At 49.5% G+C, this 20,401-nt stretch carries 16 protein-coding genes and 1 other RNA gene; 9 read left to right on the top strand and 8 right to left on the bottom strand.

Features of this window, described 5'->3' with window-relative positions; genetic code table 11:
* Positions 1–117: 117 nt before the first annotated feature.
* The gene (locus BLU97_RS05420) at positions 118–1,119 is read right to left on the bottom strand and encodes a hypothetical protein (protein ID WP_074760600.1); all 1,002 of its coding nucleotides are present in this window, start codon (positions 1,117–1,119) and stop codon (positions 118–120) included.
* Between the two features lie 130 nt (positions 1,120–1,249).
* On the opposite strand from BLU97_RS05420, the gene BLU97_RS05415 reads away from it, so the two are divergent.
* From BLU97_RS05415 to thrC, 5 genes are all read left to right on the top strand, one after another.
* A complete protein-coding gene (locus BLU97_RS05415; protein ID WP_074760599.1) occupies positions 1,250–2,245 on the top strand; it encodes a TlpA disulfide reductase family protein in 996 nt (331 codons plus the stop codon).
* Complete coding sequence (gene pgeF / locus BLU97_RS05410; RefSeq protein ID WP_254771668.1) at positions 2,235–3,005, top strand: peptidoglycan editing factor PgeF; 771 nt, start codon at positions 2,235–2,237, stop codon at positions 3,003–3,005. The genes BLU97_RS05415 and pgeF overlap by 11 nt, the downstream gene beginning before the upstream one ends.
* A gap of 129 nt (positions 3,006–3,134) precedes the next feature.
* Positions 3,135–5,567, top strand: coding sequence for a bifunctional aspartate kinase/homoserine dehydrogenase I (gene thrA, locus BLU97_RS05405; RefSeq protein ID WP_074760597.1), 2,433 nt, complete (start codon positions 3,135–3,137; stop codon positions 5,565–5,567).
* 38 nt (positions 5,568–5,605) lie between these two features.
* Positions 5,606–6,880, top strand: a complete 1,275-nt coding sequence (locus BLU97_RS05400; protein ID WP_074760596.1) for a cofactor-independent phosphoglycerate mutase — start codon at positions 5,606–5,608, stop codon at positions 6,878–6,880.
* A 75-nt stretch (positions 6,881–6,955) separates the two neighbouring features.
* The gene (thrC, locus tag BLU97_RS05395; protein ID WP_074760595.1) at positions 6,956–8,290 is read left to right on the top strand and encodes a threonine synthase; all 1,335 of its coding nucleotides are present in this window, start codon (positions 6,956–6,958) and stop codon (positions 8,288–8,290) included.
* A gap of 13 nt (positions 8,291–8,303) precedes the next feature.
* Here thrC and BLU97_RS05390 read toward each other — a convergent pair whose 3' ends face one another.
* Together BLU97_RS05390 and rnpB are read right to left on the bottom strand one after the other, a co-directional pair.
* Complete coding sequence (locus BLU97_RS05390; protein WP_074760594.1) at positions 8,304–9,227, bottom strand: YihY/virulence factor BrkB family protein; 924 nt, start codon at positions 9,225–9,227, stop codon at positions 8,304–8,306.
* A gap of 11 nt (positions 9,228–9,238) precedes the next feature.
* Positions 9,239–9,613, bottom strand: an RNA gene (rnpB, locus tag BLU97_RS05385) — RNase P RNA component class A.
* A gap of 299 nt (positions 9,614–9,912) precedes the next feature.
* Between rnpB and BLU97_RS05380 the strand changes: the two genes are divergently transcribed.
* The 3 genes from BLU97_RS05380 to BLU97_RS05370 all read left to right on the top strand — a co-directional run bounded on the left by BLU97_RS05380 (position 9,913) and on the right by BLU97_RS05370 (position 12,799).
* On the top strand, positions 9,913–11,406 hold the full coding sequence (locus BLU97_RS05380; RefSeq protein WP_074760941.1) for a Do family serine endopeptidase: 1,494 nt from the start codon (positions 9,913–9,915) through the stop codon (positions 11,404–11,406).
* Positions 11,407–11,516: 110 nt separating this feature from the next.
* Entirely contained in the window at positions 11,517–12,377 is an 861-nt protein-coding gene (locus tag BLU97_RS05375) for an RNA polymerase sigma factor RpoD/SigA (protein ID WP_074760593.1), read from the top strand.
* Positions 12,377–12,799, top strand: coding sequence for a hypothetical protein (locus BLU97_RS05370; RefSeq protein ID WP_074760592.1), 423 nt, complete (start codon positions 12,377–12,379; stop codon positions 12,797–12,799). Before BLU97_RS05375 ends, BLU97_RS05370 begins: the two co-directional genes overlap by 1 nt.
* Before the next feature lie 36 nt (positions 12,800–12,835).
* Here the strand turns inward: BLU97_RS05370 and BLU97_RS05365 are convergent, their stop codons facing one another.
* From BLU97_RS05365 to BLU97_RS05345, 5 genes are all read right to left on the bottom strand, one after another.
* A complete protein-coding gene (locus BLU97_RS05365; protein WP_074760591.1) occupies positions 12,836–14,146 on the bottom strand; it encodes a pyridoxal phosphate-dependent aminotransferase in 1,311 nt (436 codons plus the stop codon).
* A gap of 86 nt (positions 14,147–14,232) precedes the next feature.
* On the bottom strand, positions 14,233–14,805 hold the full coding sequence (locus BLU97_RS05360; protein ID WP_074760590.1) for an indolepyruvate oxidoreductase subunit beta: 573 nt from the start codon (positions 14,803–14,805) through the stop codon (positions 14,233–14,235).
* A 52-nt stretch (positions 14,806–14,857) separates the two neighbouring features.
* A complete protein-coding gene (locus BLU97_RS05355; protein ID WP_074760589.1) occupies positions 14,858–16,465 on the bottom strand; it encodes a thiamine pyrophosphate-dependent enzyme in 1,608 nt (535 codons plus the stop codon).
* Positions 16,466–16,677: 212 nt separating this feature from the next.
* Positions 16,678–18,249 (bottom strand): OmpP1/FadL family transporter, encoded by a 1,572-nt coding sequence (locus tag BLU97_RS05350; protein WP_074760588.1) that lies wholly within the window; start codon positions 18,247–18,249, stop codon positions 16,678–16,680.
* A 41-nt stretch (positions 18,250–18,290) separates the two neighbouring features.
* Positions 18,291–19,262 carry a hypothetical protein gene (locus tag BLU97_RS05345; protein ID WP_074760587.1) on the bottom strand — a complete coding sequence of 324 codons (972 nt, stop codon included), beginning with the start codon at positions 19,260–19,262 and terminating at the stop codon, positions 18,291–18,293.
* A gap of 128 nt (positions 19,263–19,390) precedes the next feature.
* Between BLU97_RS05345 and prmA the strand changes: the two genes are divergently transcribed.
* Positions 19,391–20,233, top strand: a complete 843-nt coding sequence (gene prmA, locus BLU97_RS05340; protein ID WP_074760586.1) for a 50S ribosomal protein L11 methyltransferase — start codon at positions 19,391–19,393, stop codon at positions 20,231–20,233.
* Positions 20,234–20,401 lie beyond the last annotated feature (168 nt).

Here is a 20,401-nt window from a genome sequence, read left to right as displayed (position 1 = left end):
ATTTACTTGTTGTTATTAGTATCACGCCGCAAATATAAAGAATTAATTCTAAAGTTCCAAGTTTTTGTGGATAAAAATATTGCTGCCAGGAGCTGATGCCTGACATCAAAAAAAACATCACCGCTTCAGGGCGGTGATGATATTCTGGATGAGTTGGGGTGAGTTATAGGGAGTGGCTGGGTTGATGCCTCGGACGACTGCATACGAGAAGTTATCGGCCATGCACTCCTCGGGAGAGATGACATATTCGGTGTTGTGGCCTACAACAGTCCAGAAGTCGCTGGCTTCGGTGACATCGTAAACCTTGCTCATATCGTCGAGTGGCACAAGGCCTGGCTTTACAAACTGGAAGAATACAATCTGGTTGCCCTTTTCGGCGCTGGCTTCGGCCCATGACTTATCGAAAAGCAGTATGAGCTCGCAGCGGCGCTTGGTGCCGTTGATAGTAAAATAGGCATAGTTGTCGAGGTGCTCAACATCGGGGTTGATACCCATGCGCTGTGTGATGGCATCGGGGAACGTGATGTCGTGATCCATCACCGTAAAGCCTATCAGGGCATACATCTTCTGACGGAATGCTGGTGAGTTGCGTGTTACGCAGTGGAACAACTCGTGGGCCACCAACTCGGTAAAACGCATCAGCGCAATCTTATTTATTTCGGCTGTTCTTTCGGCGTTGGGCAGGCACATGCCCAAATACGTCTCGTTCAGGAATATGATGTTCTTGATGGTATATCCTGCCGAACCGCCTTCTTCGGCCTGGGTGGTTTTGGCGAATACAATCTCGGAGGGTACGGGCAGTTGGCAACCGATGCTGTTCAGGCTGTCGGTAATCATACCTACGATGGTAGCCATAAATTCACGTTCGGCATCGGTCCAGTCGCGTGTCTGCTGCCAGGCCATCGTCTGCAGTTCGGCGAGTGTACTACCCTCTTTTCTTACTCGCCAGTCGATATCCATCTGGTTCATCTTGGCGTAGTACTCGGTGTTGCCCTGCATCAGTTTACGTGTCTCGTCGGCCGAGGCTAAGCGGTAGTTAATGGTGGTACCCTCAGCAAACACATGGGTGCTGTAGATACTAAGGATGGCGACTAACGCCGATTTAAAAATCTTATTCATATTTATTATGGTTATAAAATTAATTTGCGTGCAAAAATAGTAAAAAAAGTTGGAATGATGTAATGTTATTACGATTTTTTGTATCTTTGCAGGCAAAAATTAGATTAGTAGTATTAACAAGACATAAGTTATGAAAAAGGTATTATTTGCAGCGGCTATCATGATGGCTGCAGGGGCTAAAGCCCAACAGATTAACTACACCATCAGTGGTGTGAGTAAGGATAACGGCGCTAAGGTGATGGTGATCGACGCCCAGGCGCGTAAAATGGAGAACGCTACGGTTGAGAACGGCAAATTCAGCATTAGTGGTACAGCCGAGAAGAACGCATTGCTGATAATCAGAAACAGCAGCATTAGCTGGATGATGCCCATTATCAACGATGGCACACCTGTAACTGTGAACCTGAACGACACTACCGTAACAGGATCGGCCCAGAACGAGCGACTGGTGCGCTACGATATCAACATGAATGCGGCCTACGGCAAGTTGGGCGTGAAGAAGGGATTGGAGAAGATTTATACCGACGAGGTGAACACCATGATTCCTGTGGCCTTTGTGGAGCAGTATCTGGAGGAATTCGGACTGGAGAAGCTGCAGAAGATGATGGCTGCCAAGCCTGTTTGGGCTAACCATCCCGCTGTGCAGAGCGCTATCAAGGAGTACGAGTTTGAGCAGGCCGACAGAGCTAAGAAGGCTGCCTATATCGGTAAGCAGTTTACCGACCTGGAGGAGCCTGATACCGACGGCAATATGCACAAGCTGAGCGAGTATGTGGGCAAAGGAAAATGGGTGCTGGTGGATTTCTGGGCTTCGTGGTGTGGACCTTGTCGCGCTGAGATGCCTAACGTGGTGAAGGCTTACGAGAAGTATCACGATAAGGGATTTGACATCGTAGGACTCTCGTTCGACAACAGAAAGGAGCCTTGGGTAAAGGCTATCACCGACCTGAAGATGCCTTGGACACATCTGTCGGACCTGAAGGGCTGGAAGACTGTGGCTTCGGGACTGTACGAGGTGAACAGCATTCCTGATAACCTGCTGATCGATCCACAGGGAAAGATTGTGGCTCGTGGCTTGCGTGCACAGGGCCTGCAGGACAAACTGAAGGAGATTTTTGGCGAATAAAAACCCTAACGGCATGCTACATCTGCAGAACGAACACGACATCATTGCCTTCTCGACTGAGCGAGGCTCTGTGGATATGGACGAACCTTACCAGGGGTTTAACATTACCTGGTATACCGACGACGATGCGCAGCACGTAGCCGATTGCCGACGCGACATGTGCCAGATGCTGGAGATTGACGACCAGCATCTGGTGCTGCCACGCCAGGTACACGACACCAAAGTGGCTGAGGTAACAGCCCAGAACCTGGGCGACCGCTTTGAGGGGATCGACGCCCTGATTACTACCCTGCCCCGCACCTGCATCGGCGTATCAACAGCCGACTGTGTGCCTATACTTATGTATGATGCACGCACGCGCGCGATAGCAGCTGCCCATGCGGGATGGCGAGGCACGGTGGCTCGTATCGGCCGCAAAACCATCGAGGCCATGCAGCAGCGCTACGGCACAAAACCTGAAGACCTGAAGATAGTGATAGGCCCCAGCATAGGTCCTGACGCCTTTGAGGTGGGCGACGAGGTGTACGACGCCTTTGCGCAGGCGGATTTTGACATGAACCGCATAGCCTTTAAGCGTAACGGCAAGTGGCACATCGACCTTTGGCAGGCCAACGCGCTGGATATGCAGCTGGCTGGCGCAGCCGAAAAACACATTGAAACAGCCGCCGTTTGTACCTACGAGCACTACGACCAGTTTTTCTCGGCCAGGCGCTTGGGTATAAAAAGTGGAAGAATTTATACGGGAATTATGATAAAATGAAAGTAAATGGCTAAAAATTCTTTCAGAAATTTGGTCATTTGCTTAAAAACACTTACCTTTGCAGCGCCGGTGGATGAAGCCCTGCTTGTTTAAGGGTACCGCTAAAGGCAAGATAAATTGCATAGGAATATGAAAGTATTGAAATTCGGCGGAACGTCCGTAGGTTCCGTAAAAAGCATTCTTAGCTTGAAAAAAATCGTTGAGACAGAGGCTCGGACGCAACCTGTCGTAGTAGTAGTTAGTGCGCTGGGCGGTATCACCGATAAGTTGATTGCCACATCGCAGATGGCCCTGAAGGGTGACGACAAGTGGCGCGAGGAATTCGACGCTATGGTGACACGACATCACCAAATGATCGACACCATCATTACCGATGACAAAAAGCGCGTAGATTTATTCAATAAAGTGGATCAGCTGTTCGACCAGTTGAAGAGCATTTATTATGGCGTATATCTGATTCACGATCTCTCGAAAAAGACAGAAGATGCGATTGTAAGTTACGGCGAGCGTTTATCGTCGAACATCGTGGCCACGCTGATTAAGGGTGGCAAGCGCATGAACAGTCGCGACTTTATCCGTACAGAAAAAAAGAACGGCAAGCACCGCCTGGTGGCTGATTTGACCAACCAGCTGGTTCGCGAGGCGTTTAAAGATATGCCCGAGGTGGCTGTGGTGCCTGGCTTTATCAGCCGTGATAAGGACACCAGTGAGACCACGAACCTGGGACGTGGCGGTAGCGATTACACAGCCGCCATCATTGCTGCAGCACTGGATGCCGAGGTGCTGGAGATATGGACCGACGTGGATGGCTTTATGACCGCCGACCCACGTGTGATTAAGACGGCCTACACCATTAACGAGCTGAGCTACATCGAGGCGATGGAGCTGTGTAACTTTGGTGCCAAGGTTATCTATCCCCCAACCATCTACCCCGTTTGTGTAAAGAACATTCCCATTAAGGTTAAGAATACATTCAACCCCGAACACCCGGGCACGCTGATTAAGGATCATATTGAGAACGACCAGAAGCCTATTAAAGGTATCAGCAGCATTAAGGGTACCACGCTGATTACAGTAACGGGACTCTCGATGGTGGGTGTGATTGGTGTGAACCGACGCATTTTTACCACGCTGGCCAACAAGGGTATCAGTGTGTTCATGGTATCGCAGGCATCGTCAGAGAACTCAACCTCAATCGGTGTGCGCGACGAGGATGCTGCCGATGCTGTAGAGGTGCTGAACGACGAGTTTGCCAAGGAGATTGAGACGGGTGCCATGTTCCCCATGCACGCTGAAAGCGGACTGGCCACCATCGCTATCGTAGGCGAGAACATGAAGCACACACCAGGTATTGCTGGAAAGCTGTTTGGCACATTGGGCCGCAGTGGTATCAGCGTGATTGCCTGTGCACAGGGTGCTTCGGAGACCAACATCTCGTTTGTAGTGGATGGCAAGTTCCTGCGCAAGTCGCTCAACGTGCTGCACGACTCGTTCTTCCTCTCAGAGTACAAGGTGCTTAACCTGTTCATCTGCGGTGTGGGTACCGTGGGTGGCAAGCTGATTGAGCAGATTCGCAATCAGTACGAAACGCTGATGCAACGCAACGGACTGAAGTTGAACGTGGTGGGTATCGCCTCGTCGAAAGCTGGTATCTACGACCGCGACGGCATCGACCTGGAGAACTACCGCGAGCTGCTGAAAGCCCCCGAGGCGCAGGGCAAGAACCTGCGCGACGAGGTGATTGGCATGAACATTTTTAACAGCGTGTTTGTGGATTGTACCGCCAGCAAGGATATAGCTGCGCTGTACCAATCGTTCCTGGAGCATAACATCAGCGTGATTGCTGCCAACAAACTGGCGGCTTCGAGCGATTACGCCAACTATATGAAGCTGAAGAAGACGGCTCGCGACCGTGGCGTGTGGTTCCGTTACGAGACCAACGTGGGCGCCGGTCTGCCTATCATCGGCACCATCAACGACCTGCGTAACTCGGGCGATAAGATCCTGAAAATCGAGGCCGTGCTGAGCGGTACGCTGAACTTTATATTTAATGAGATAGCTGCCGACGTGCCTTTCTCGGAGACGGTAAAACGTGCCAAGGAGCAGGGTTACAGCGAGCCCGATCCACGTATCGACCTGAGTGGTACGGATGTGGTTCGCAAGCTGGTGATCCTGACCCGCGAGGCTGGCTACAAGGTGGAACAGGCCGACGTAGAGAAGCGCCTGTTTGTGCCTAACGAGTACTTCGAGGGTACGGTGGATGACTTCTGGAAGAAGTTGCCCGCGCTGGATGCCGACTTTGAGGCACGACGCCAGAAGCTGGAGGCCGAGGGCAAGCGTTGGCGCTTTGTGGCCACGATGGAGAATGGCGTTACGAGTGTGGCGCTGCGCGAGGTTGACATCAACCATCCGTTCTACCGTCTGGAGGGTAGCAACAACATCGTACTGCTAACCACCGAGCGCTACAAGGAGTACCCGATGCTGATACAAGGATATGGTGCCGGCGCATCAGTTACCGCCGCAGGTGTGTTCGCCAACATCATGAGCATCGCGAATATTTAATTTAGGCACGAATTACGCGAATAACACGAATTTAAGATATGAAACACATTATTATACTTGGAGATGGAATGGCGGATTTGCCCGTTGAAAGATTAGGGGGAAAGACGCTGCTACAATATGCGGCGAAGCCGATGATGGACCAGCTGGCTAAGGAGGGACGCTGCGGGCGACTGATTACGGTGCCTGAGGGATTTCCTCCTGGTAGCGAGGTGGCTAACACAGCGATTCTGGGCTACGACCTGAATAAGGTGTACGAGGGTCGCGGACCGCTGGAGGCTGCCTCGATAGGCTACGAGATGGCCGACGACGATCTGGCTCTGCGCTGTAACATCATTAATCTGCAGGACGGAAAGATTATTACGCATAACGGTGGTAATCTGGAAACAGAAGATGCACGTCTGCTGATTGACTATCTGAACGAAACCCTGGCCAAGCCCATAAACGAGCGTCAGGGCTGTGAGCGTGTGAAATTTATCACGGGCATACAGTATCGCCACCTGTTGGTAATCAAGGGCGGTAACAAGCACATTACCTGCGCCCCACCCCACGATCATCCCAATGAGGAGTGGCGCCCACTGCTGGTGAAACCAGATTCGAGGAAGGACGACGGAGGAAGGAGGAAGGACGATGCTCTGACTCCTGAAGAGACGGCGGAACTGCTGAACGAGCTGATTCTGAAATCGCAGGAGCTGCTGCCTAAGCACCCTTATAATCAGGCTAAGGCCGCCAAGGGCGAGCGACAGGCTAACAGCATCTGGCCTTGGAGCGGTGGCTATCGTCCGTCGATGGAAACGCTGATGCAGCAGTATCCCGACATCAAATCGGGTACGGTGATTTCGGCTGTGGATTTGATTCGCGGCATCGGTCACTACGCTGGTTTGAAGATTGTGGAAGTGGAAGGTGCTACCGGTTTGGCCGATACTAATTACGAGGGAAAGGCGCAGGCAGCTATCGAGGCGCTGGAGCACGACGACTTTGTGTTTGTACACGTTGAAGCCAGCGACGAAGCCGGACATGATGGCGACCTGGAACTGAAGCTGAAAACCATCGAGTATCTGGACCAGCGACTCATCAAACCTATCTACGAGCACATCCTTAAGATGAACGAGCCCGTGTGCCTGGCAGTACTGCCCGACCACCTGACACCTGTTGAGATGCGTATACACGTGGGACAGCCCGTGCCATTCCTGATTTGGCACAAAGGCATCGTGGCAGACGAGGTTCAGCAATACGACGAAGTGAGCTGCGTATCAGGTAGTTACGGAATTTTGAAACTTCAAGAATTCATGCATGAATTCATGAAGATTCAATGAAAAAATGTAAAAATGATAAAATGCAAAAATTAATTTTTACATTATTAAATTTTTAAATTGTTACATTAAGAAAATATGAAGTACTATAGCACCAACGGCAAGGCTCCTATTGCCGACCTGCACAAAGCAGTTGTTAAGGGACTGGCTGAGGATCGCGGACTGTATATGCCCGAGCGTATCAACAAGCTGCCCCAGGAGTTTTTCGACAACATCGAGAAAATGAGTTTTCAGGAGATTGCCTACACCGTAGCCAGTGCTTTCTTTGGCGAGGATGTAGATCCTGATGCCCTGCATGATATCGTGTACGACACCTTGGCATTCGACTGCCCAGTGGTGAACGTAAAAGATAACATTTACACCTTGGAGCTTTTCCATGGTCCTACCCTCGCCTTTAAGGATGTGGGTGCCCGCTTTATGGCGCGCTTGCTGCAGTACTTTATTCGCGAGGAAGGAGTAAGGACGAAGGAGAAAGGAGAGGTGAACGTGCTGGTGGCTACCAGTGGCGATACGGGTTCGGCTGTGGCCAACGGATTCCTGGGTGTTGAGGGTATCCACGTATATGTGCTGTATCCCAAGGGCAAGGTAAGTCCTATCCAGGAGTGCCAGTTTACTACACTGGGTAAGAACATCACCGCCATCGAGGTGGATGGCGTGTTCGACGACTGTCAGGCTCTTGTGAAAAATGCCTTTATGGATGCTGAACTGAATGCGCACATGAAGCTGACTTCGGCCAACTCAATCAATGTGGCCCGTTTCCTGCCTCAGGCGTTCTACTATTTTAACGCCTACGCCCGCATGAAGGAAAATGCAAAAATTGAAAAATGTAATAATGTAAATAATCTGGTGATGTGTGTGCCATCAGGAAACTTCGGAAATATCTGTGCAGCGCTGTTCGGACATGAGATGGGACTGCCCATCAAGCGATTCATCGCAGCCAACAACGCCAACGACATCTTCTACAAGTATCTGCAGACGGGTAAATACGAGCCCAAGCCATCGAAGCAGACTTTGGCTAATGCGATGGACGTAGGCGATCCTTCGAACTTTGCCCGTATCTACGACCTGTATGGTAAGAGCCACCAGAAGATTAGCGCACTCATCAGCGGTGCTACCTATAGCGACGAGCAGATTCGCGAAACCATGCGCGAGTGCTACAAGGCTTCGGGTTATATCCTGGATCCCCACGGTGCTTGCGGCTATCAGGCTCTGGCCGACGGACTGCAGCCTGGCGAGGTTGGCGTGTTCTGCGAAACAGCCCACCCTGCTAAGTTTAAGGAGAAGGTGGATGAGATTCTAGGTATCGATGTAGAGATACCAGAGCGCTTGGCAGCCTTTATGCGTGGCGAGAAACAAAGCGTAGCCATGAGTAAGAACTTTGCTGATTTCAAAGCCTACTTGATGAAGCAATAAGAAATAATTGAATTTATAAAGAGTCGAGGCGGTCGGAGTATAATGCTCTGGCCGCTTCGTCTGTTTCGTCGTCGGTCATATCAACCAGCGGATGCATGTTGATCTCGTCGAGGTTGATACCAATACGATCCAGATTCTGGTTGGTAAATGTCAGCTGCGCACCAAACAGGCAGATGGTCCACGATATCTGCAGCCACAGCATGAACAATGGCAGCGCAGCGAACGATCCGTAGATGGCGTTGTAGCCCGTTACCCAGATCTGCGAGTGGATGTAGAACAATTGCAACAACTGCATAGCCACACCCGACAGGATGCCTGGCACAATGGCACTCTTGATCTTTACGTCGGTATTGGGCATATACACGTAGAGCCCTACAAACAGCAGCGAGAGCAGCAGATAAGGCGAAAAATCGAGTAGATAGCGCATGGCCTGACCTAAGATAAGCAGTCCGTCGGTATGCTTGGCAATGGTGGCCATGAAGATGGAAAGACCCATCGACACCACAATGATGATGGGGAATACAAAGAACATGGCCATATAATTAGTAAGCGAACGCATAATGGGGCGCGCATTGCTTACCTGCCATATCTCGTTAAACGTCTCCTCGACATTGTTTACCAGCATCAGTACCGTGTAGAGCATAAACAGCAAGCCCACACCCAGGAAGATACCACTCTGCGTGTGAATCAGGTAACTGTTTACAAAGTCGGTCAAGATATCGGCCACCTGCGGCTGCGACGATAAGGCATCGCGAAACCATATCTCGATATACTTATTATAACCAAAGCCGCGGGCAATGGCAAAAATAACCGCCAATATGGGCACGATGGCTAGCAAAGTGCTGTAAGTAAGAGCAGACGCCTGCGTCATCACTCGTTTCGTGGTAAAGAAACGAATGGTGAGAACAAGTGTACGGTATATCTTTTTGAGTGTCATAATTATCAAAAAAAAGCACTGCCCCTATAAGCCGGGTTCTGTACCATGCAGGCATGGCGTTTGTCATTTATCTAGTCCATGAGTCGCCTCATGGCTCAAGCGTTCTACCCTCCATCGTGACTTGCGTCGTTGGGCAGGCAACCCTCAGACGATGGTATACATGAACTTGCAGCCTCCAGTCGACACAGCCCAACGATCACCCGTTGGCTGGTGGTCTCTTACACCACCTTCTCACCCTTACCTCAAAAAACTGAGGCGGTCGTTCTCTTCTGCCGGCACCTACTGTCACCAATAGCTTCTACTTTCAGAAGTGGAGCGCCTTATGCTGCCCGGACTTTCCTCTCGCGCGACCTTTCAGAAGCGCCAGCGACAAACCGTTGCAGTGCGTTTTCTGCGTGCAAAGTTAGCAATAAAATTCATAAAACACGAATAATATACCTAAAATTATACTCATAATTAAAAATAAGCAATTAAAAACATAATAAATACTTAAATTTGTCAGTAATTTAAGATTTTAAGTGTTAATCGCAAATGCTCGTTAAGCTTTTATGCCTAATTGTTAAATTGGGACAAATCTTTGCGTCAAATTGTCAGTATTTAAAATAATGCACTTATTTTTGCACCATCAAAACGTGAAAGGAAACAGGATTGTAGAATTTAAAACATTAAAAAAATGAATGAGAATATGAAAAAGATCGTAAATGCAGCAACTCCCGCCGTATGCGCTGTTGCTTTGACTCTTTCAGTAGTAGCATTCGCTAACTCTAACGCAGCTACTGCTCCAGCTCCTATCGTTACATCGGCTCCAGCAGCACCAGCTGGTCAGCCAGTAGACCTTACCTATGCAGCCGAGAAAGCGCTGCCATCGGTAGTTTACATCAAGTCTGTACAGAACTCAAAGGTACAGACAGTAGAATATAGCGATCCTTTTGAGGAGTTCTTCTCTAACCCATTCGGTGGTTTCTTTGGTCAGGGACAGGGTAATAACGGCCGTCGCCAGCGTCAGGTGCAGACACCTAAGCGCGCTGCTGCCGGTTCGGGTGTGATTATCTCGGCCGATGGTTATATCGTAACCAACAACCACGTGGTAGATGGTGCCGACGAGTTGACCGTTAGCTTGAACGAGGGTTCGAAGGAGTATTCGGCTCGCGTGATTGGTGCCGACAAGACCACCGACCTGGCGCTGATTAAGATCGACGGTAAGAATCTGCCTGCTATCGCTATCGCTAACAGCGACGATGTAAAGGTAGGCGAATGGGTTCTGGCTGTAGGTAACCCACTCGGACTTAACAACACTGTCACTGCAGGTATCATCTCGGCCAAGGCCCGTACATTGGGTGCCAACGGCGTAGAGAGCTTTATACAGACCGATGCCGCCATCAACCAGGGTAACTCTGGTGGTGCGCTGGTAAATACCCGTGGCGAACTGGTTGGTATCAACGCCATGCTGGCCTCGCCTACTGGTTCTAACATCGGTTACGGATTTGCCATCCCAACAGCTATCATGAACAAGGTGGTTGACGACCTGAAGCAGTATGGTAACGTACAGCGCGCCATGATTGGTATTCAGGGTAGCGACGTGAAGAGCTACGTTGACAACCAGAAGGATAACGGCAAGGAGATCGACCTGGGTACTATGGAAGGTATCTATGTGGCTAAGGTGGTAGAAGACGGTGCTGCCGAGGCTGCCGGACTGAAGGAAGGCGACGTGATTACATCTATCGACGGCAAGAAGGTAACATCGTTCGGCGAGCTGCAGGGTGTGCTGGCCAAGAAGCGCCCAGGCGACAAGGTGGCTATCACCTATCTGCGCGACAAGAAGAGTCACAACGCTACCCTGACACTGAAGAATGAGCAGGGCAACACCAAGGTGGTGAAGAATGCTGATACCGACGTGCTGGGTGCCGACTTCCGACCCATTACCGATGCCCAGAAGAAGCAGTTGGAGATTAACTACGGTTTGGAGGTTATCAAGGTTAACGGCGGAAAGATGAAGGATGCTGGCGTACCAAAGGGATTCATCATCCAGCGTGTGAACGATGAGCCTATGCATACCTTCGACGACCTGCAGAATGCCGTGAAGGAGGCCAACAATTCTAAGGATCAGATGCTGGTTATCCGTGGTATCTTCCCAACAGGCAAAAAAGGTGGTTTTGTAGTATATCTGCAGAACGAATAAGCATAAATAGATAAAAAAGAGCCACGAATGATTAAAATTCGTGGCTTTTTTTTGGTTGTTTCAGGAAAAAGTCTTACTTTTGCGGCCAACTTAAACATATTATTACCACGATGAGACAACTAAAGATCACTAAATCTATAACCAACCGTGAGAGTGCGGCTCTGGAAAAGTATCTACAAGAGATTAGTAAGGAGACCATGATCTCGGCTGAGGAAGAGGTTGAATTGGCACAACGCATAAAAAAAGGAGACACTAAAGCGTTGGAGCGATTAACGAAGGCAAACCTTCGTTTCGTGGTATCTGTGGCTAAGCAATATCAGAATCAGGGATTGTCGCTGCCCGATCTGATTAACGAAGGCAACCTAGGATTGCTGAAAGCGGCCGAACGTTTCGACGAGACACGCGGCTTCAAGTTCATCTCGTATGCCGTATGGTGGATACGTCAGAGTATTCTGCAGGCCATCTCGGAGCAGAGTCGTATCGTACGACTGCCCCTGAACCAGGTGGGATCGGTAAACAAGATCAATCGCGAGATAAACCGATTTGAGCAGCTTAACGAGCGCCGCCCATCGGTAGATGAGATAGCCGAGAAAGTGGATTTGCCACAAGAAAAGATTGACGAGGCGATGGCCATTAACGGGCACCAGATAAGTGTGGATGCACCGTTTGTTGAGGGCGAAGACAACAGCTTGCTCGACGTGATGGCCAACAGCGATGCGCCATTGGCAGATAACCAGCTGGTAGAGGAGTCGCTGAAATCGGAGATACAAAACGCCCTGAGTGCCCTGAACGAGCGCGAGCGCAACGTGGTAGAGGCATCGTACGGCATTAACCAGCCCGAGTTGACGCTCGAGGAGATTGGTAGCAAGTTTGGATTAACCCGCGAACGCGTACGTCAGATAAAAGAAAAGGCTATCCGCAAGCTAAGAAACAGCAAAGCGAATAAATTTTTAAAGACATATTTAGGATAATGAGATTATTTAAACAGCTTACACTTGCCATCGTACTGATGGCTGCCGGCACCGCTAACGTGCAGGCACAGAATGTGAAGGTTCCACGTGCGTATATGTTTGGATTCGTTGCTTCGTTCAACGATTCTACCGTATATTTTACTAATATTCAGGAGGTTGACAGCGTTTGGGTTACCAAGAAAAAGCAGATGCTGGCTGGCAGACATAACTACAGCTATCAGCTGCGCGAGTTTTTTGCCAATCAGCGCAACCTGCCCAACCGTACTTGTGTGGTAGTGGCCAACGTGAACCGCAAGAAGGTTGAGAAAAAGTACACCAAGATGAAGAACAAATATCTGGTTAAGAGCAAGAAACCCTACGATGTGCGCAACGTAGCCGAATCGGATTTCAAGTTCACCGCCGTAGATATGAGTAACGAATAATAAAAAAGCCCTCGCAATTTTGCGGGGGCCTTTTTGTTATCTGGGGTTATTGATTTCAAACACCTTCATGCGTTCCTCGAGTTGCGCGTATTGGTGATCCTCGATAAACGAGGTACAAACACGCAAACCTTCCTGTTCGGAACCGCAGGTTATCAAGCAGATAGCCGACACACCATAGTACATCAGCTCCTTAGCCAACTGACCCGAAGTCATGCCGGGATAGCCGATCGTAAAGTAGAATCCGTCGGCAATGGGCTCGTCGAGATCCTTATCGTACACCACATAGAAATTGTGGCGACAGAAAATCTCCTTCAGTTTCTTGGCACGCTCGCCATATACGCTAATCTCCTTGCGGAAATCGTACTTACCCTCGTAAGCGGCCTTGAGCATAGCGGCCATAGCATACTGGGCGCTATGACTGGTACCCGAACTCAGCGCATACAGCATACGGGTTGAGAACACTGGTCCGAAGGGCAAACCCTGATATCGGGCAGCCAGATCGGCAAAGTGGCGATGGAACAGCTTATCGCTGATACAAACCACACCAATACGCTCGCCAGCATAGCTGAATGCCTTTGAACCCGAGATGAGCAGCATGTAGTTATCGGTATAGCGTGCCACAGTGGCCTGATAAGGTGCCTCGAAAGGTTTCGAGAGATCCTTACGGAAGTCCATTGCGAAGTAAGCCAGATCTTCCATCACGATGGCATCGTATTTGGTGGCCAGTTCGCCGATGATCTGCAACTCTTCCTCGCGCAAGCAAATCCACGAGGGGTTGTTGGGGTTTGAATATACGATGGCGCAGATGTTACCATTGCTCATGTAGCTCTCGAGCTTGCCGCGCAGCTTATCGCCACGATAGTTATACACGTCGAAAGTCTCGTACTTCACGCCCATCACCTGCAGCTGCATCTTCTGTACAGGGAATCCGGGATCGATAAACAGTACGGTATCCTTCTGTTTGTCGCACTGCGAACAGGTGAGGAACGATGCGAAAGTGCCCTGCATCGAACCGGTTACAGGCACGCAGCCTTCGGGCTTGATATCTACGCCGATAAAGGCTTTTACAAACTGCGAAGCAGCCTCCTTGAGTACGGGCGCTCCCTGAATGTCGGGATACGAATGGGCAATGCCACCTTCGAGGGCTTTTATCTGGGCGTCGACGCCTACCTGGGCAGCAGGCAATCCGGGGATACCCATCTCCATCTTGATGAACTCTACCCCACTCGCCTGCTCGGCCTTAGCAGCTACCTGCTTCACCTCGCGGATGGTAGCCTTGGCAAAATCCTCAATGCCAAGCTCGGCCACCAGCGAGTCAACTATTTCTCTTTTAATTGGAGTTTCCATTGTTTATACTATATTTTCAACACAGAGGCACAAAGGTACAGAGTTTAAATAAATCCTCTGTATCTCTGTACCTCTGTGTTTAATGATTATTTCTGAGCAGCTTTACCGATGGCGAGGGCCTTGATGTTGGCATCAACGATGGCATCGCCTTTACGGGCGAAGACACGACGGATGGCATCCTCTAACTTATCGTACTCGATACCCAACGCCTTCTGGGCGGCACCCAGCAGAATCACGTTGGCCGAACGGGGCACACCATTATCCTTGGCAGCCTGCTCGATATCCAGCACAATCACATTCTTTACACTCTCCAAGTCCTGCTTAATCTTCTCGATATCAGGATAGTTGGGAATATTTACGAAAGGAGCACTCGAAGTGATAATCCAACCATCCTTAGCCAAGAATGGTAGATAACGCAGAGCCTCCATGGGCTCCATCGATATAATCACATCGGCACCACCCAGCGGAATCAGATCGCTGCTGATGGGGTTGCTCGAGATGCGCAGATTCGACTGTACGTCGCCACCACGCTGACTCATACCGTGTACCTCGGCCTGCTTGATATAGAGGTTCTCCTTCATGGCAGCCTCGCCAATGATGGTAGCAATCGAGAGGATACCCTGACCGCCTACTCCACAAAGAATTATATCAGTTTTCATTGAACTTTGAACTTTGAGGTTTGAACTTTTTACTTTTTACTTTTTTACCCTTTTACTTTTTCTCAGTGGCCTTTTTCTGCTTCAGATGGCGCTGCAGCGTTTGCATGCACTCACGACGAGGAATAATCACACTCACACCGTGATAGTTAATCTCCTCACGAATGGCTGCTGTAATCTCGGGCATGTTCTTGGGGATTGGGTTAACCACCTTGAGGTGATCCTCCGAGAGGCCCAAGCCCTTACAGATAGCCTCGAACTTATTGGTACCAGCCGAATCCTGTCCACCAGTCATAGCGGTGGTCAGGTTATCGCTGATAATCACAGTGATGTCGGCATTCTCGTTGATAGCATCCAGCAAACCAGTCATACCGCTGTGGGTAAAGGTTGAGTCGCCGATGATGGCTACAGCAGGCCACTGACCAGCATCGCTGGCACCCTTAGCCATTGTGATAGATGCACCCATATCTACGCAGCTGTGGATGGCCTTATAAGGAGGCAGGAATCCCAGTGTGTAACAACCGATATCGCCGAATACGCGGGCGTTGGGATACTCCTTCAGCACCTCGTTCAGAGCGGTATAAACATCGCGGTGACCGCAACCCTGACACAATGCAGGTGGACGTGGGGTTACATCCTCGCAAGGTGCGTAGCTCTCGCTACTTTCAAGACCAAGTGCCTTCTTCAGGAAGTCGGGATTCAACTCACCTGTACGAGGCAGCTCGCCTGTCAAACGTCCCTTGATGACAGCGTTGCCAGGCATTACGCCACGAACCTGATCCTCGATGAATGGCTGACCCTCTTCGGCAATCAGCACCTGCTCGCAATCGTCGGTCATACGACGGATGAGCTTCTTGGGGATAGGATACTGCGAGATTTTGAGCACTGGGAATGGGCATCCCCCAGGATAGCACTCCATCAGGTAGTTGTAAGCAATACCGCTGGCGATGATACCCAACTTGTGGTCGGCGCCATCGATATATTGGTTATATTTACTGTCGACAGCCATCTGCTCCAGCAAAGGCTGCTGACCGGTTACTACTACATTACGTTTGCGGGCAAAAGCGGGCAGCAACACCCAGTTACTGGCCTGGGCATTGTAGTTAAGCTCGTTCTGTGGGCGGGGCTCGTCCTTCACCTCAACTACGGCACGACTGTGGGCCATACGGGTGGTAACACGCATCAGGATGGGCAGATGTAGATTCTCCGACATATCGAAAGCCTCCTGCATCATGTCGTAAGCCTCCTGCTGTGAGCTGGGCTCCAAGGTTGGAATCATTGCAAACTTAGCGTAGAAACGTGAATCCTGCTCGTCCTGCGATGAGTGCATCGATGGGTCGTCGGCCACCAGAACCACTACACCACCGTTGGTACCCGTCATAGCCGAGTTAACAAACGGATCGGCGCAAACATTCAAACCTACGTGTTTCATACACACCAGCGCCCTCTTGCCCATATACGACATACCGAGTGCAGCTTCCATTGCCGTCTTCTCGTTGGTGCTCCAACGACGGTGGATGTTGCGCTCTTTGGCAATGGCCGACTCCTGGATATACTCAGTAATCTCCGTTGATGGAGTGCCGGGATAGGCATATACACCACTCAGACCAGCATCGATAGCGCCCTGAGCAATTGCCTCGTCTCCCAATAAAAGCTTTTTCATCTGACTAATTTATATTTTACAATTTTACGATTTTCAATTATGTGATATTTTCTATCAGGGGCAAAGGTAGGCATTTTTGCGCAAACAGCCAAAAAAATACGGCTTAATTTGCATAAGCCGTATTTTTATCCATAAAAACTTTCAGTTTTTTAATTCCTACAATCTAAAATCTTACAATTTCCACATTGTTACATTTTTAAATTGTTACATTGTTAGAAAGTGTATCCGATAGTAAGCAAACCTTGGCTGCGCTTGTTGCTAACCTTAGTAACACCTGTGCTAACGATTGTTGAAGAAGCGAGACTCTGATAGTCCTGGAATGGATGGAACTCACCGTCAGTATTGCTCAGCTGATAGGCCAGGTCGATATTCATCTTGCCAACCTTGAAACCTACACCACAGGTAAAGCGCTGGGTATCCTTCCAGTTTACATAATCAGTTGTAGAAGCATACATAGTACCTGGGCTGTCAACAGTCATGTCGCGAACACCATCCATCTTGTAACCGCTGGTGATGTAGTTGTAACCTACGCGGAATGCTACATCAGGTACGGGCTTGTACTCAGCACCCAACTTCAGGGTTGAAACACCCTTGAGCGAACGCTCAGTATTGGTCTTCATAGTGCGATCCGTTGATGTCTCGGCATTGTCGTAATAGTCGTAACCATCGATGATGCGGTTCTGACTGGCGGCGTAGTCGGTGTACTCGTAACCTGCACCAAATGCAAACTCGGTTCCAACGGTAGTACCCATGCTCAAACCAAACTTCCAAGGTGTGTGGTAAGCAAAGTCGTAACTTTCCTGACTCTGGCCCTTATCATAAGCACCATGCAGAGTATTATTAACTATCGCGCTCGAATTGCTCGAGGTAAGCTCGTACCAGGTTGGTGTGTGGATGTAAGCACCGATGCGGAATGGTGATTCCTCTACAGGACGGAAGATAACACCAAACTTCAGGTTTACACCAGTACCGGTAATCTTGCGCTCGTCGCCATAAGCCAGCGAACCAGCATTTGCTCCCTGTGAATCGAGAATGCTTTCGGCATACTCAGAGTAGCCTTTATAGTGTACATCCTGCACGCCAACAGTCAGTCCCCAGAAGAAACGATCGTCGTAGTTGCCGCTCAGGTTGAAGTCGTAATCAGCAATCCAACCGCGATGTGCACGATCAAAGCTGTAGGCGCCAGCCTCGCTCCAATAGAAGTTGTTATCATCGGGATCGAGCAGGAACACATTAGCATTCATATAATCTGCCTGATTAAAGCGATACGAACGATAGTCGCCCTCCCAGCCTATTATTTCGTTCTGCTTGTTCTCATCAAACTCGTAGAATCCTCGGTCAGCCTTTTCGTAGGTCAGTCCGTTCTGTGAACATCCTCTCAAAGAGTTGGCAGCCGACAGAATCTGGTCGAAGTTCTTACTCTTGTGGTAGTTAAAGCCCACATTAATAATAGAGGTGGGACTAACGCGAGCCGAGTAAACAAAACCTGCCTGATCAAAGCTCATATTGGTTTTATTCAGTCCGTCGAACTCCTTAGCGTCGGCCTGCGAAACCACTCCGAAACTCAAACTGGCTGTTGAGTGGCGGAAGAGTCCGATACCAGCAGGGTTAGTACCCATGGTTGAGATATCGGCACCCAAAGCCTCCATTGCTCCACCCATACCCACATAGCGGGCGGTTCCGTTCAGATCGCTACCCAGCAAGCGGGCGCTCTCGTATGTATCCTGTGCAGCTGCTGGCAAAACTATGCCCATAGCAATCGCTGCCAATAAAATCTTCTTCATAATGGCAATATAATTAATTTATTAATGTTCAATGCTCAATGTCAGCGTCGTCCTCCCATACGGCTGCCACCGCCACCGCCACCAGAGCTACGAGAGCCTCCGAAGCTACCACTGCTACTGCCAAAGCTACCGCTGCTTGAAGAGCGTGTAGGACTGCTGTAAGTAGAGTTAGAGCGACTTGATGACGAGTAATTATAATTAGAGTTGTTACCACCACGGCGACCACTGAAGTTGCCAGAGGCGCTGCGCTGTGTGTTACCACTGCTATATACGCGGTTTCCACCCATCTGACTGGCGCGCTCTCTCAGACTGCCCATACGCGAGCTGCTGTTGGCAACAGAGTTGCGGTATGAAGAGCGACGGCCTGTGCTGCCCTTGATGTCGATGGTTCCGGCATTTCCTGTATGACCGTAGTAGTGTGTTCTACCACCGCCGCCACCATAGTAATAGGGATAGCCCCAGTAGCGATAAGGCGAATACCAGCTGTAGTAGCCGTAATAGCCATAATATGGCCAACCCCATGAACCATAATACCAAGGATCATACCAACCATAGTAGTAAGGATCGTACCAGCTATACCATGAGCTGTACCACGAACCATAGTACCAAGGATCGTACCAGCCGTAACGACTGTAGTACCAAGGTGAGTGCCAACCCCAAGTGCTTGATCCGGCACGATAACCAGCCCAGAAAGCAGCATTGCTGCTCACGTCGTAGTCATCAAAGCGAACCATGTTCTTGGTCAGGGCGAAATCCTCAGCCTCAAGAGTGTCGGCAGGATAAACACCCTTTCCATCGGTAAAGTCGATTACATCTAACTTGGTAGTATCACCGTCAATCACCTCGTAGCTGCTCTTGGCTTTTGACTGCGGAGCCACCACGGGGGCGATATCCTTCACATGCTCTACCTGTGCCTTTTTCTTCTTTGGTACGAAGTAGAGGTCGTCGTCCTGAGCCATCATCGAGAGAGGCATGGCTCCGATCAGCATTGAAATTAGTAACAGTTTCTTCATTTTCTTCAAGTTTAATGATTCACGTTGCAAAAATACAATGAATTTCGGTGCAAAAATAGGGAAAAACCCTAACTTATGATAGGATTTTCCCTAATTTTTGTAATTTTGCCTCAAAAATTAACGATTATATGAAGTATTTTGAGGTAGAATTCACCATTTCACCCTATTCGGCCGATGCTGCCGACCTGTTTGCATCGCTTGCTGGCGAGGCTGGTTTCGAAACTTTCGAGGAAACAGAGACAGGCTTGAAGGGGTATGTGCAGCAGTCGCTCTTCGACGAGGATACACTGCACGAGTGTATAGAGGATTTTCCATTCGAGGGTACCTCTATTATATATAATGTACGCGAGGCTGAGGATCGCGACTGGAACGAGCAATGGGAGCAGGAAGGTTTCGAGCCTATTGTGATTGCCGATCAGCTAGTGATTCATGATGGACGCCATCTGCCCGACGTTGATAGTAAAGTGCAGATCGAAATCGATGCCAAGTTGGCCTTCGGTACTGGCACCCACGAAACCACGCGTATGATTTGCACCCAGCTGCTGAAGTTGGCCAAAGGTCGTGTGCTGGATTGCGGCACAGGTACGGGTATCCTCTCTATCTGCGCCCTGAAACTGGGTGCAACCGAGGCTGTAGGTTACGATATCGACGAATGGAGCGTAGATAACGCTCGCCATAACGCTGTGATTAATCGTGTTGACGATCGATTCACCTCGATTTTGGGCGACGCTAAAATCCTCGAAAATATCGACGAAAAATTCGACATAGTGCTGGCGAACATCAATAGAAATATCCTTTTGGCCGACATGCCGATGTTTGTTAGCAAGATGCATGAGGGCTCGCTGCTTATCCTAAGTGGCTTCTACTCAGACGATTGCGAAATTCTGATAGAAAAAGCCCATTCCATCGGACTTAAGTTGGTATCGCAGACTACCGACCATGATTGGGCTTGCCTGGTACTGAAGCATTAATATGCAGATAATATAAATATTGTTAAGAATACACCGAAACATTTGGTGATTACATTTTTAATCAGTACCTTTGCACTCGATTTTAATGGTTAAGGTTTATGGTTGATTAATTTAGTTTTTTAACGAAAGAGGCTAGCAGTGAATGCTCGCCTCTTTTAGTTTTATAAA

This window comes from Xylanibacter ruminicola, from assembly GCF_900107775.1.
Taxonomy (GTDB): domain Bacteria; phylum Bacteroidota; class Bacteroidia; order Bacteroidales; family Bacteroidaceae; genus Prevotella; species Prevotella ruminicola_C.
This window is presented reverse-complemented; position numbering and strand designations above follow the sequence as displayed.

Excerpts from the sequence above, each read along its gene's own strand:
- BLU97_RS05365 (WP_074760591.1), bottom strand. The coding sequence starts at position 14,146 with ATGGAAACTCCAATTAAAAGAGAAATAGTTGACTCGCTGGTGGCCGAG.
- BLU97_RS05390 (WP_074760594.1), bottom strand. The coding sequence starts at position 9,227 with ATGACACTCAAAAAGATATACCGTACACTTGTTCTCACCATTCGTTTC.
- BLU97_RS05400 (WP_074760596.1), top strand. The coding sequence starts at position 5,606 with ATGAAACACATTATTATACTTGGAGATGGAATGGCGGATTTGCCCGTT.
- BLU97_RS05380 (WP_074760941.1), top strand. The coding sequence starts at position 9,913 with ATGAAAAAGATCGTAAATGCAGCAACTCCCGCCGTATGCGCTGTTGCT.
- BLU97_RS05355 (WP_074760589.1), bottom strand. The coding sequence starts at position 16,465 with ATGAAAAAGCTTTTATTGGGAGACGAGGCAATTGCTCAGGGCGCTATC.
- BLU97_RS05375 (WP_074760593.1), top strand. The coding sequence starts at position 11,517 with ATGAGACAACTAAAGATCACTAAATCTATAACCAACCGTGAGAGTGCG.
- thrC (WP_074760595.1), top strand. The coding sequence starts at position 6,956 with ATGAAGTACTATAGCACCAACGGCAAGGCTCCTATTGCCGACCTGCAC.
- BLU97_RS05415 (WP_074760599.1), top strand. The coding sequence starts at position 1,250 with ATGAAAAAGGTATTATTTGCAGCGGCTATCATGATGGCTGCAGGGGCT.
- BLU97_RS05345 (WP_074760587.1), bottom strand. The coding sequence starts at position 19,262 with ATGAAGAAACTGTTACTAATTTCAATGCTGATCGGAGCCATGCCTCTC.
- BLU97_RS05420 (WP_074760600.1), bottom strand. The coding sequence starts at position 1,119 with ATGAATAAGATTTTTAAATCGGCGTTAGTCGCCATCCTTAGTATCTAC.
- BLU97_RS05370 (WP_074760592.1), top strand. The coding sequence starts at position 12,377 with ATGAGATTATTTAAACAGCTTACACTTGCCATCGTACTGATGGCTGCC.
- BLU97_RS05350 (WP_074760588.1), bottom strand. The coding sequence starts at position 18,249 with ATGAAGAAGATTTTATTGGCAGCGATTGCTATGGGCATAGTTTTGCCA.
- BLU97_RS05360 (WP_074760590.1), bottom strand. The coding sequence starts at position 14,805 with ATGAAAACTGATATAATTCTTTGTGGAGTAGGCGGTCAGGGTATCCTC.
- prmA (WP_074760586.1), top strand. The coding sequence starts at position 19,391 with ATGAAGTATTTTGAGGTAGAATTCACCATTTCACCCTATTCGGCCGAT.
- thrA (WP_074760597.1), top strand. The coding sequence starts at position 3,135 with ATGAAAGTATTGAAATTCGGCGGAACGTCCGTAGGTTCCGTAAAAAGC.